The organism is Microbulbifer maximicatervae (SeqCode) (genome assembly GCF_052467065.1).
Genome location: NZ_CP174299.1, coordinates 1,284,547 through 1,297,109 on the forward strand (window position 1 = coordinate 1,284,547; position 12,563 = coordinate 1,297,109).

The 12,563-nt window shown below is 51.2% G+C and carries 9 protein-coding genes; 5 read left to right on the top strand and 4 right to left on the bottom strand.

Annotated features, from left to right (window positions below; translation table 11 throughout):
* Positions 1–211: 211 nt before the first annotated feature.
* Together ACJJI1_RS05635 and ACJJI1_RS05640 are read left to right on the top strand one after the other, a co-directional pair.
* On the top strand, positions 212–1,342 hold the full coding sequence (locus tag ACJJI1_RS05635; RefSeq protein ID WP_444958802.1) for a glycosyltransferase family 4 protein: 1,131 nt from the start codon (positions 212–214) through the stop codon (positions 1,340–1,342).
* Positions 1,335–2,000: a YrbL family protein gene (locus ACJJI1_RS05640; protein ID WP_444958803.1), complete on the top strand. Its 666-nt coding sequence runs from the start codon at positions 1,335–1,337 to the stop codon at positions 1,998–2,000. Before ACJJI1_RS05635 ends, ACJJI1_RS05640 begins: the two co-directional genes overlap by 8 nt.
* Here ACJJI1_RS05640 and ACJJI1_RS05645 read toward each other — a convergent pair.
* On the bottom strand, positions 1,997–2,884 hold the full coding sequence (locus ACJJI1_RS05645) for an ELM1/GtrOC1 family putative glycosyltransferase (RefSeq protein ID WP_444958804.1): 888 nt from the start codon (positions 2,882–2,884) through the stop codon (positions 1,997–1,999). The genes ACJJI1_RS05640 and ACJJI1_RS05645 overlap by 4 nt on opposite strands.
* Positions 2,885–3,578: 694 nt before the next feature.
* Between ACJJI1_RS05645 and ACJJI1_RS05650 the strand changes: the two genes are divergently transcribed.
* Together ACJJI1_RS05650 and ACJJI1_RS05655 are read left to right on the top strand one after the other, a co-directional pair.
* Complete coding sequence (locus tag ACJJI1_RS05650; protein ID WP_444958805.1) at positions 3,579–4,511, top strand: O-antigen ligase family protein; 933 nt, start codon at positions 3,579–3,581, stop codon at positions 4,509–4,511.
* 24 nt (positions 4,512–4,535) lie between these two features.
* Positions 4,536–5,879 carry a UDP-glucose dehydrogenase family protein gene (locus ACJJI1_RS05655; RefSeq protein ID WP_444958806.1) on the top strand — a complete coding sequence of 448 codons (1,344 nt, stop codon included), beginning with the start codon at positions 4,536–4,538 and terminating at the stop codon, positions 5,877–5,879.
* A gap of 52 nt (positions 5,880–5,931) precedes the next feature.
* On the opposite strand, the gene ACJJI1_RS05660 is transcribed toward ACJJI1_RS05655, so the two are convergent.
* The 3 genes from ACJJI1_RS05660 to tfpB form a co-directional block, all read right to left on the bottom strand.
* Positions 5,932–6,885, bottom strand: a complete 954-nt coding sequence (locus ACJJI1_RS05660) for a branched-chain amino acid transaminase (protein ID WP_444958807.1) — start codon at positions 6,883–6,885, stop codon at positions 5,932–5,934.
* Positions 6,886–6,944: 59 nt separating this feature from the next.
* A complete protein-coding gene (gene glnE / locus ACJJI1_RS05665) occupies positions 6,945–9,788 on the bottom strand; it encodes a bifunctional [glutamate--ammonia ligase]-adenylyl-L-tyrosine phosphorylase/[glutamate--ammonia-ligase] adenylyltransferase (protein WP_444958808.1) in 2,844 nt (947 codons plus the stop codon).
* A 168-nt stretch (positions 9,789–9,956) separates the two neighbouring features.
* Positions 9,957–11,732 carry a type IV pilus assembly ATPase TfpB gene (gene tfpB, locus ACJJI1_RS05670; protein WP_444958809.1) on the bottom strand — a complete coding sequence of 592 codons (1,776 nt, stop codon included), beginning with the start codon at positions 11,730–11,732 and terminating at the stop codon, positions 9,957–9,959.
* Between the two features lie 146 nt (positions 11,733–11,878).
* Between tfpB and ACJJI1_RS05675 the strand changes: the two genes are divergently transcribed.
* The gene (locus ACJJI1_RS05675) at positions 11,879–12,556 is read left to right on the top strand and encodes a TIGR00153 family protein (RefSeq protein WP_413663563.1); all 678 of its coding nucleotides are present in this window, start codon (positions 11,879–11,881) and stop codon (positions 12,554–12,556) included.
* Positions 12,557–12,563: the final 7 nt, after the last annotated feature.

A 12,563-nucleotide genomic window follows, 5' to 3' on the forward strand; every position in this document is an offset into this window, starting at 1 on the left:
AAATCGGATATAAGCTTTTTGGGCTGGGTTAAAAAAGAATCAGCCTATACCCTTAAGAATGACCTGTCTATAATACCACTTTTGCCAAATGCTTTATCAGGGCATCTATGGTCCATTTTATATACTCGTGCCCGACCTTCCCTGCTAAAACGCAACCCATTAGTCAAATTAATTCAAAAAACAAATTTCATAAGTCCTGGTATATCTCCCCATGAAAATTATGCAGCTTTTACCCGCCCTGAACTCTGGGGGGGTTGAGAGGGGGACCGTTGATCTTGCCCGCTACCTGGTAGCAGACGGTCATCAGTCAATTGTCGTTTCCAGTGGGGGGAGCATGGTCGAGCAACTGAAAGCTGAAGGCTCAGCCCATATTGAACTTCCAATCCACAAAAAGTCTCTCTTCAGCCTGTTACAGGTCAGGCCACTTCGAGAGGTTATCTCTCGTGAGAAGCCCGACATCATCCATGTGCGTTCCAGGGTTCCGGCTTGGCTAGCCTATCTTGCCTGGCGAAACCTTGACCCAGCTGAGCGCCCTCGTCTTGTCAGCACGGCTCATGGCCTTTACTCGATAAATCGATACAGTGCGATTATGGCGAAAACCGAACAGGTAATCGCAATATCAGAGTGTGTGAATAGCTACTTACTAGAGAACTATGCAAACGATCTAAAGCGCCCCCCACAGATCGTTTACCGGGGTGTTGATACAGATGAGTTCAATCCCGATGTCCAGCCATCGGAGTCCTGGTACCAACAAGTACATCAGGATTTCCCCCAGCTTGCTGGCAAGCGCTGGCTCCTATTACCCGGCAGACTGACCCGCTGGAAGGGACAAGAGGACTTTATCGATCTAATTCATCAGCTAGCCCAAAACCGTTCTGACATCCACGGCATCATTCTCGGCGGAGCGGAGAAGAACAAGCAGCACTACGCCGATGAATTGGAGCAAAAAATTCGCTCAATGAAGCTTGAGAACCACCTTACCCTGGTTGGTCATCGTAGTGATATACGCCACTGGTATAGTGCGTCCAGTTTGGTGTATAACCTATCACGTCGACCCGAGCCATTTGGCAGAACCGTTATAGAGTCCGCTGCGATTGGCACACCTATTATCGGTTATAACATTGGGGGCCCGGCAGAGTCGCTTAATGCCTGTTTCCCTCAAGGGCTAGTTGATATCAATGATTCAAAAGCTTTATTCGTACGTACTCAAGAGCTGCTCGACAGCCCTGAACAGAAGCCTCACCTATCTACCGATTTCACTTTGGGAAGACAGGCCGAACACACCATTGAAATCTACAAAAGCCTACTCACAGAGCGTACCGGAGCGAACCCGAGTGATTAATTTGAGCCAAAGCGAGCCGTTTGCCAGTGGAGGCAATCGCTTTTGCTACCGACACCCGGAGCGGCCTGAAATCTGTGTCAAGGTGATGCGTCCCGGTCGAACAGCGGAACTGTTGGGGCGAGCCCCCTGGTACAAAACCTGGCGAGGGGAGTCCTATTTCGATGATAACCTTCGCGAGCTGGAGGGCTATAGCCAGCGAGCTATTGTCAGTGATCGAGAGGAACTCTGGCAGCATCTACCACGCTGGTATGGAATTCAGGAGACCAACCTAGGCCCCGCAGCTGTCACCGATATGATTCTGGACAGTGATGGAAATCCAGCGCCCACCCTACGCCAATACCTGAACAAATACGGTCTCAATGTAGAGGTACGTACATCTTTACAGCGTTTTTCTGAGTGGCTGCTTGAGTATGAGGTTCTCACGAAAAACCTGATTGCCCACAACCTGGTCTTGCGAAAAGAGCAGGGCGAACTGCAAACCTACCTGATAGATGGACTGGGTTGCGCTTCTTTTCTGCCCCTACCAAAAGTCTCCAGCTACTTTGCTAAACGCTATATCCGTCGCCGTATCGAGCGTATGTGGCTGAGAGTCGAATGGGAGATCTCCGATAAGGAAACCCCCTGGCGAAAATTTGAAGCTGAGGGGCTCAAGCGCTAACGGCTTGGCAAGCCCGATCGACGCAACAATGCTTGAGCACACAATAGGTATTGATCCAGGGGTTCACGCTGGCCTCCCGCCTTCACCTCGAGCTTTTCACTAACCAAGCCTTGATCCAAAAGTCGTAATACCGCTGAACGCACCTTATTGGACTTGCTGCGACTCGGAACCCGAATTACACCGACTTGGGCCCGACTTTGTAACGACTCGAATAGCATAGAGATACTGTCCTCAGTGACCCAGATTGTCTCCGCTTCCGACAACTGCTTCTGAAGCCAGCCCGCCGGACAAGAACGCCAGTCAACCAACTCAACACCGCTTTTCTCCAGCTGCTCCATGGTGCCCGCCGGTGTTCTCCGACTATCAGAGATACACCAACTCAAGGGGTGAGCCAATAATTTCTCGACTTGCTCCCGGATTGAGAGTGTATCCCAACTGTAATGCTTGCTGGGTCCACCCAATAAAATAAGCCCCCTTCCGGGCTGCAGCACATCGCTCTCGAGCGGTTCAGTCAGCGCACCCTGACTCACAATCACATTAGGTAGAGGGGGCGGACGATCGTGTTCGGGGACGACCGCAAAATCAAACCAGCTGTAGGGTAACAAAGGGCGGTTAATTGCCACCGTGCGACCACCAAACCGGCAACGGGCAGATAGCATAGGAAGCCGGCTGCGGCGGCCTGTACCAATCAGAAAGTCGGGGGGGGGGGACTCTTCCAGCTCCTCTCCCGCTTTTAGGAGAATACGGCTGGCTGTATATTCTGGCGATATATCAAAAGCCTGCACTTCCCCGATATAGCTCCTGCGTAACCCTTCAATCAGAGCTGCGCTCTGCTTTTCATGGGCCCGGTTGCCATCTAAAAAACGCCAAATAGTAAGTTGCAAGATAGGACCCTAAACTGCTGAATCACCGGAATATAAGGCAGTGTACCTAGCCCCCGTCAGTGAGACCACTGTGACAAGGCTATGGGAGCCCCAAAACATCCAGTATACTGCCCTTCAGACGTTAGCGGGGTACCCGGTAAGTGCCATTGTAAATCCATGCCCTCAGGAGGCCTGTTAAAGCGCTCAACAAAACAGATATCCGCTTTTACTTTGTGTAGAGCCCCGCAATTACCACCAAAAACCAAATTTCAAGCGCTCATGGACAACAGACTTTTATATAGTACCCAACCATACATCCTATTTCCGCACACCTAATACAACCTTTTCTATTTGGTCGACAGTTGCACCTATGCCTGAACTTGGAAGTACTCTAAATAAGCTTTCTCAACCCGTTTACCGTCAGCAAAGCTCATTGTGGATTTCAGGTCTGCTTAAATTGGCCTTTCTGGGACTATTTCTGCTGGTATGTGGCTTCTATATTTTTCCAAAGGTTTCAGGGATACAAACCAGCTTTTACCTGACTTTATTGTCCACAGCCTTTTTACTGCTGGCATGGAGAAAGAGTTATCACTTCCTGCTCTCTTGGCAATTTATAACCTTTTGCAGCCTCCCAATCATATTAGCCCTGTCAACCCTATGGGCCTCACCTGACACCGCTGACGTTTACAGGCAACCTAATTATTATTGGAAATTGGTGTTATACCTGTCTCTATTTTACTGTGCGACCTACTTCCTACTGGAACAGTATGGCGACACTATCCTCCATCAGCTGTTACTCGCACTTATTGTGATTGGGCTGCTATCTGGTATTGCTTCGTTAGTTGCTTATGCCCTAGAAGGGGGCCTACAAGATCTGCGTCGGATTGGAGGTGTATCTCTAGAGGGCAATATTGATAAAACAGGAATGCTGTTCGGCTTCCACGCTCTTTTTTGCTGCTACGGCCTCTACCAAAAGCCCCGTATTTGGCGCTGGCTATCAGGAGCAGGTTTACTCACATCCTGTATCTATATAGTTTTGTCACAAACCAAAGTCCCGATTGTTATGGCGGGCTTTTCAATCTTTTTGGTTGTATTCGGCAACCTTTCACGACTGCTGAAGATTCTCGTTGTTGTTGCCATAGTTTGCGTGCTGCCCCTAGCCTACTTTACGTTGTATGGTGATCTGCCTCTTCTACACCGGGGTAGCGCCTATTCCGTTCGCATGACACTCTGGCAAAAGACATTTGAAGAGTTCCTGCAATCCCCACTGTTTGGTCAAGGCCTAGTGCACAAAAAGTTTATCGAGCTAAACAGAATGGTTCCCCATCCACATAATTTCCTCCTGGATATCGCACGCTTCAGTGGAATATTGGGGGTGGCCGCTTGTGCCTGGCAAGGACTCGCATCCCTGTGGACAGTGAGGTCCAAAGAGAGGCTTCTGAGCTGGATTCCCGGTTTGTACTTCACCTGGTTCCTATTCGGTGTATTGGCAATGCTGACATACGCCCAGCAACCTTTGGCCAAGCCCAATTATATTTGGTTCTTTTACTGGATTCCCCTAGCTATCCTGCTAGCACGAAGCAGCATTGAAGAGCGGGGTTTGAGCCATTGTAAAACTATCCAGGAAAGTAACCCTCAAAAACAGTAACCGCTGAGAGATAGAGTCACACTGATGAATGTAACCGTATTTGGCACCGGCTATGTGGGCCTGGTGCAAGCAGCAGTCTTAGCTGAAGCTGGCAATAAAGTAGTTTGTATCGATATAGACGCGGACAAGATCGATCGTCTCAAACAGGGCATTATCCCCATTTATGAGCCCGGCCTCGAGCCTATGGTGAAGAACAGTATCACCACAGGCAATCTATCTTTTTCAACCGATGCCGCCTTGGGCGTAGAACACGGTGAACTGATCTTTATCGCTGTCGGCACCCCTCCTGATGAGGACGGTTCAGCGGATCTTCGCCATGTGTTGACTGTCGCCAGAACCATCGCCAAACACATGGAGTGCAAGAAATACATTATCAATAAGTCTACAGTACCCGTGGGGACTGCCGATAAGGTGCGGGCTGCCGTTGAGGAAGAACTCTCCAAGCGGGACCGATCTGATCTGCCATTTGATATTATTTCCAACCCTGAATTCCTCAAGGAGGGCTCGGCGCTCAATGACTGTATGCGCCCGGATCGAATTATTATCGGCACCTCCGAAGAAGAATCAGAGCAGAAGCTTCGCCACCTGTACGCACCATTTAACCGAAATCACGAAAAAATCCTGGTGATGGACGTAAAAAGTGCGGAGCTGACCAAGTATGCCGCCAACTGCATGCTGGCAACCAAAATCAGCTTTATGAACGAGATGGCAAATATTGCCGATAAAGTTGGCGCTGATATTGAAGCAGTTCGAGCCGGAATCGGCTCAGACCCACGAGTTGGCTACCAGTTTATCTACGCAGGTATCGGCTACGGTGGCTCCTGTTTCCCGAAAGATGTGAAAGCCCTGATTTCCTCGGCTCAACAGCTGGGCATTGCTGCAGATATTCTTGCCGCCGTGGAATCCCGCAACGAGCGCCAGAAACACTATCTCGCCGAAAAAATACAACGTCATTTTAACGGAGATATTCAGGGCAAAACTTTTGCGCTCTGGGGCCTCTCATTCAAACCGAATACAGATGATATGCGCGAAGCCCCAAGCCGTGTGCTGTTAGCTCGATTGTGGGAGCAGGGTGCGAAAGTACGAGCATTTGACCCTGAGGCCATGGAGGAGTGTCAGCGAATTTTTGGCGATCGCGAAGACCTGACCCTTTGCAACTCCAAGACAGAGGCTTTACAGGGTGCCGACGCCCTGATTGTCGCGACCGAATGGCAACAGTTCAAATCTCTTGATATCGATGAAGTAAGCAGCGCTCTCAGTGCCCCGGTTGTGTTTGACGGACGCAACCAGTACGAACCAGAGGAAATGCGCGAGGCAGGCTTTGATTATTACTGCGTAGGGCGCCCGGACACCACCAGCTCTTACTAAGTAAACCTTACTTAAAATAAAAACCCGGCATCTGCCGGGTTTTTATTTTCCATCATGCTATTCGCATCTTTACTTCCGCCTGGCCCGCCACATCACTGAGCCAGCCCCGATGCGCAGCACTACGCCCATGTACCACATCAAAATAAAGGTTTTGCAAACGCCCTGTGATAGGGCCGCGACGACCACTGCCGATAGAACGCCCATCCAATTCTCTAATGGGCAATACTTCCGCCGCTGTGCCAGTAAAAAACGCTTCGTCAGCGATATAGACTTCATCCCGAGTGATACGCTTCTCTAGCACCCTATAGCCGCACTCCCGTGCCAGTTCAATAACTGTATCGCGGGTAATTCCATCCAGGCATGAAGTCAGCTCCGGGGTATATATAGTCCCATCGCGAACAATGAAGACATTTTCTCCACTACCCTCAGCAACATAACCCTCGGGGTCCAGTAATAACGCCTCCTCGCACCCATTGCGCACCGCTTCCTGTAACGCCAACATCGAGTTTATATAGTTACCATTGGCTTTCGCCTTACACATGCTGATATTCACATGGTGTCGGGTGTATGAGGAGGTATTCACCTTAATCCCCTGCTCCAGCGCCTCGGGGCTCATATAGCTGGGCCACTCCCAGGAAGCGACAATCACATGGGTTGAAAGATTTTCTGCGCGCAACCCCATTCCCTCTGACCCATAAAATACCATTGGTCTTAGATACGCTTGGCGCAGGTTATTTTCGCGCACCACAAGCCGCTGAGCTTCATTCAGCTCATCAGTGCTATAGGGCATTGGGATATTCATTATTTTTGCAGAGCGAAACAACCGACGGGTATGCTCTTGCAAACGAAAGATACTGGTCCCGTTATCGGTTTCATAAGCACGTACGCCCTCAAACACCCCCATTCCATAGTGCAGGGTATGAGTGAGGACATGCACCCGGGCATCGCGCCAGGGGACCAATTCACCATCAAACCAGATAACGCCGTCGCGATCGGCAAAAGACATGGGTAACTCCTACAAATCCTGAAAAACAGTTTAATCGGGCAGCAGGTAGAAACCCGGTATTAACCGAGTAATTGCTGCCAGTTTATTTGAACGGTCTTTCTTTCCGCTGTGAATTGGTCATCGCTCACAATCCCTGGCAGTTGTTGTAGTGCCAGGCGATGACCTTCAGATCGGTAGGCTTTGTAGGCGTCGATCAGATGTCCGGCTTGTTTGGCCGGCATCAGGCCTGCGTCAATTAGACTTTCGAGGATGCGGATATTATCGGTATACCGCACGATCGAGGGCGAAGTTTTTGCCCAGGCCAGAGCAGCATATTGAACCATAAATTCAATATCGACAATACCGCCCTCACCGTGCTTTAAGTCAAACTTTTTATCGTTGCTCTTATCGAGGTGCGCACGCATTTTATTGCGCATTTCCACCACCTCATCACGCAATTTATCGCTCTTTCGCGGCTGGCAAAGCAATTTTGTACGCAACTGTTGAAACGACTCACTCAGGCGGAGACTACCGGCGACAGATCGAGCTCTCACCAGCGCCTGATGCTCCCAGGTCCAGGCACTCTCCCTCTGGTATTTTTCAAAGGCAGCCAATGAAGTCACCAAGAGTCCTGAATTACCCGAGGGGCGCAGTCTTGTGTCTACCTCATAAAGAGGCCCGCTGAGTGTACGGGTTTGCAATATGTGGATAAGTCGCTGTGCTAGCCGGGTAAAAAAACTCAGGTTATCAATACTGGTTTTACCGTCGGTAACCTGCATCGCATCCGCATCGTGCACAAAAACAATATCCAAGTCAGAACCGTGGCCAAGCTCCAATCCCCCCAGCTTTCCATAGGCGATAATGGCAAAGTGCATGTCCTCTGCCGAGGCCCCCGCAGGCACACCGTATTTATCCACCATCTGTGCCCAGGCGAGTTGCAATGACTGCTGCAATATCGCCTCTGCCAACCAGGTAAGGGAATCACTGACTTTCATCAAAGGCAGGGCACCATTCACCTCTTGTGCCGCAATGCGCAAGCTTTGACTCTGCTTAAAATATCGAAGCGCCTCCATTTGCAATTCCAGATCTTCAGGATCAATCCGCAACAATTCGAGACGCAGCTCATTGGCAATATCTGCCGCCGTAGAGGGTGCCAGTAACCTGCGGGAATCCAGTAACTCATCCAGCAGAATTGGATGGCGCGCAAGTTGCTCAGCAATCCATGGACTGGCACTACAAAGACGCACCAGCTGGTTGAGCACGGGGGGATTTTCATTAATCAGGACGAGATAGGCACTGCGACGCAGTACTGAGCGCACTAAAGGTAAAACACGGGTTAGCACTAACAAGGGATCAGCCTGTAACCCTGCTGCGGCCAGTAGCGTAGGCATAAATTGATCCAGGCGCGCACGGGAAGAAGCAGGTAGTGCCGCAACCATTGTTGACTGGCACAGCTCCGTTAAGTGCTCGAGTGCCTGCGGTGGAGGAAGAAACCCTGTACTTTCCAAAATCTGCAGATTCTCTTCATTTGCAGATTCGTCGCCGCAACTTGCCCAGAGTCCCTGCCACTCCTCAGCCACACTGGGGGCAGCCATTTCCTCTGGTGGAGCGATTACAGTATCGAACTCCCGCTCAACCAAGGAACGAACATCGACCAGCTCACTCTCCAATTGCTTCCAATTATCGCGGCCCAGGGCAAATGCCAATTTTTCCCTTTCACCCTCCTCAGCTGGGAGCGCCTGTGTCTGCTGATCCCGGTAAGCTTGAAGTGCGTGTTCGACTCTCCGCAGCAGCAAATAACAACTGGTCAGTTCACTGGCCACTCCCGGTTCAACATGGCCATCACTTTCCAAAAGGGGCAGTAGCTTGAGCAAGCTGCGCTCGCGCAGCGCGGGTTCGCGCCCTCCGCGAATTAACTGGAATGCCTGGGCAATAAATTCCAACTCGCGTATGCCGCCCCGCCCAAGTTTGATATTGTCCGTTAAACCGCGAGCGCGCACTTGCCGCTGTATCAGGGCTTTCATTTCACGCAAAGCATCAATAGCACTGAAATCGATATAGCGGCGATAAGTAAATGGGCGCAACAACTCCATCAGCTCTTCAGCAAACTCCTCCCTGCCGGCAACAGGGCGAGCTTTGACCATGGCGTAGCGCTCCCACTCACGCCCTTGAGTCTGGTAATAGTCCTCCAGAGCGGCGAAATGGCTTACCAGGGGACCACTGTCACCGTAGGGGCGCAAACGCATATCTACACGAAAAACAAAACCATCCGCATTGATTCCATCCAACGATTTAATCAAGCGCTGGCCGAGTTTTTGGAAAAACTGCTGATTTTCTACACTCTTTTCGCCATCGGTATAACCGGGCTCAGGGTAGGCAAAAATCAGGTCAATATCCGATGAGAGATTGAGTTCCCGGGCCCCCAATTTGCCCATCCCCAACACCACCATCGACTGATTATCGCCAGCTCTACTACGAGGCTCCCCATAGCGATCCACTAACTTTTCATGGTGCCATTGCATCGCCGTACGAATGGATAGCTCTGCCAATTCACTAAGTCGCAGACATGCCTGAGGAATATCCCACTGCCCGGCAAAATCGCGAAATATGACCTCAGTCGTTACCCGGTTGCGCAATAAGCGCAATTGAAGATCCAATTCCTCATCACTTTCTATGGTCGGCAGGGAGAGCCCAAGATCTTGTTTAAGTAACAAATCCCGTAAAAGCTCTGGGCGGCGACAGCACTGTTGATAAAAAAATTCTGAACCAATTAAGCTCCGAGCCACTCCTTGCGCAAGCAATGGCTCTGCCAGCAAGCTCTCCACCTCAACAACAAGCGCGGCCTCCGCCAGTTTACACCAGTCATGCCACATTGACTGAAGTTGAGCGCGGATGGGTTTTGGGCACTGAATGTTGTCAAACATGAGGGTCAATCCTTGGGCGAATATCAGCGAGCAATTCTGCCTAGCTATCGGCATTCCGATAGCTAGCGGTGGTATTGGACAATGAAGAGTGGCCGAGCAAGCCCACCCCTCGGGTCACTTCATTGGCCTCGACACCTTCAAACAGTTTTATCAGAGAAGCCTCTCAAGCTAGAAAGCGATATCCGGCGGTGGGGCCACCCTCAATACCTCTGCCACAGTGGTCAAACCCGCCGCTACTTTTTTCGCACCGGAAAGCCTCAGACTATTCATACCTTCGCGCATCGCCTGGCGCCGCAGTTGCTGTAAATCACAATCGGAGGTGACAATAGCTTGTACCGACTCGCTAAATGGCAGGATTTCATAAATTCCCTGACGCCCACGATAGCCCGTATTACGACACTCCAAGCAACCTTCCGGCCGGTAGACTTTCTCTGGCAGCGGCGCTCTCCAGGGTTTTACCAGAGACTGCCAATCGGCCTCTTCAATTTTGTCCTCCTGCTTGCAACTGGGACATAGTGTGCGCACCAAGCGCTGGGCCATCACCCCGAGGATGGTGGATTTCAACAAATAGTGGGGCAAGCCCAGATCCAATAAGCGGGTGACTGCTGTTGGAGCATCATTGGTATGCAGAGTTGAGATAACCAGGTGGCCTGTCAGTGCCGCTTGAACCGCCATCTGAGCGGTTTCCAGATCTCGAATCTCGCCCACCATGATAATATCTGGATCCTGGCGCATCAGGGTTCTGATACCCGCAGCAAAATCAAAGCCAATGGCATGGTGAACCTGGGTTTGGTTAAAGCTCTCTTCCACCATTTCAATAGGGTCTTCAACGGTAGAGACATTCACCGCACTAGTCGCCAGCTGCTTGAGGCCTGTATACAAAGTGGTAGTTTTCCCCGAGCCGGTAGGGCCGGTGACCAGTACGATTCCATTGGGCCGTGACAGCATCGTCTGCCAACGAGCCAAGTCATCGCCACCCAGCCCCAGGTCTGAATAAGATCGCGCGAGAACTTCCGGGTCGAAGATACGCATTACCAACTTCTCCCCAAACGCGGTGGGCAAAGTAGAGAGGCGCAACTCCACCTCACTGCCATCAGGCCTTTTTGTCTTGATACGGCCATCCTGGGGTTTGCGCTTCTCTGCTACATTCATGCGCCCTAGAATCTTCAGGCGACTGGTAACCGCAGCATTCACTTGATCTGGTAACTCATGAATTGGATGCAAAACACCATCAATACGAAAGCGTATTCGCCCCACTTCCCGGCGCGGTTCAATATGGATATCACTGGCTCGCTGGTCAAAGGCGTGCTGCAACAACCAATCGACGATATTGACGATGTGTTGATCGTTGGCTTCAGGGTCCTTTAAGGTGCCCAACTCCAGCAACTGTTCAAAATTATTTGCTGCTGAGGTTCCCTGAAGGCCGCTTGCGCCAGAGATTGAATTGGAAAGGGAGTAAAATTCGACGCAATGTCGCTTAATATCGGCCGGATCAGCTACCACACGGCAGACCCTGCGGCCGGTGGTATGTTCCAGCTGCTCTTCCCAGCCATGGGTAAACGGTTGAGCTGTTGCTACCACCAGCTCTTCAGCGCTCGCCTCAACACAGAGAATTTGGTGTCGCTTGGCAAACTGAAAGCTCATCACCTCGGTGACAGCGCTTACATTAACCTTAAGCGGGTCTATATGATACAAGGGGTGAGAGGAGCTCTCAGCCAACCAGGCACTGAGGACTTCCCTACTCAGCAAGCTCCCAGGTTGCTTGCGGTTGACCAGGTCACAACTGGCTATATAGCTGAGCGGGTGCATCTGGGCCTGTTCTGCAGTCCGCGGAGTACCTACGATGCGGTTGGCATCCTCTCGGCTAACAAAGCCCTGCCCCACCAAATCTTCCAGTAATCCGCGCAGTTCCAGTATTCGGTCTGCAACTCTGCTTTCTGCCATTGGCAACCCCTTTATTCTCATATGGCGACGTTGCATTGTAGCCCTATCATCAAGCTGTGAAAGTGCGCTGTTAACGCACTGTTACGAAGTTGCCCCGATTGGGGTACCATGCCGCCGTTTTCGCATTCTGAGCAATGGAGCTAACCATGGCCCTGTCGAATATTGCCAACTTATTTGGCCGCTCTCCGATTAAGCCAATCGAGAAGCATATGGCTACGGCCCACGAGGCATCGGCTGACCTGATCCCCTTCTTTGAAGCACTGATCAAAGGTGACCTCAAAGAGGCAGAACAGATCCAACTGCGCATCTCCGCCTCGGAGAACCGCGCTGACGATATCAAGAGAGACCTGCGCCTGCATCTGCCGGACAGCCTGTTTATGCCAGTGTCCAGGACTGACTTGCTGGAATTGCTGCATGCCCAGGATGAGGTAGCCAACACTGCCCAGGATATCGCTGGTCTGGCTGTGGGCAGGAAGATGCAGATTCCCGCACCTCTCCAATCCTTGATGACCACCTTTGTGGAGAGCGCCGTCGCCACCTCTGCACAGGCACTGCGCGCGATCAACGAACTGGACGAGTTGCTGGAAAGTGGCTTTGCAGGGCGCGAGGTGGATATCGCCAAACGCATGACCGAAGAGCTGGATGAACTGGAGCGCAAGTCAGACAAGCTTGAAGTCGAAATTCGCGCGTCGCTGTTTGCTATTGAGAAAGACTTACCTCCGGTGGACGTTATGTTCCTCTACCGGGTTATTGAATGGATCGGTGAACTCGCCGATCGCGCCCACAGCGTGGGCAACCGATTGCAGTTGTTGTTAGCACGTTAGGGGGTTT

Coding starts and splice junctions, on each gene's coding strand:
- ACJJI1_RS05660 (WP_444958807.1), bottom strand. CDS start 6,885: ATGTCTTTTGCCGATCGCGACGGCGTTATCTGGTTTGATGGTGAATTG.
- ACJJI1_RS05655 (WP_444958806.1), top strand. CDS start 4,536: ATGAATGTAACCGTATTTGGCACCGGCTATGTGGGCCTGGTGCAAGCA.
- glnE (WP_444958808.1), bottom strand. CDS start 9,788: ATGTTTGACAACATTCAGTGCCCAAAACCCATCCGCGCTCAACTTCAG.
- ACJJI1_RS05675 (WP_413663563.1), top strand. CDS start 11,879: ATGGCCCTGTCGAATATTGCCAACTTATTTGGCCGCTCTCCGATTAAG.
- tfpB (WP_444958809.1), bottom strand. CDS start 11,732: ATGGCAGAAAGCAGAGTTGCAGACCGAATACTGGAACTGCGCGGATTA.
- ACJJI1_RS05635 (WP_444958802.1), top strand. CDS start 212: ATGAAAATTATGCAGCTTTTACCCGCCCTGAACTCTGGGGGGGTTGAG.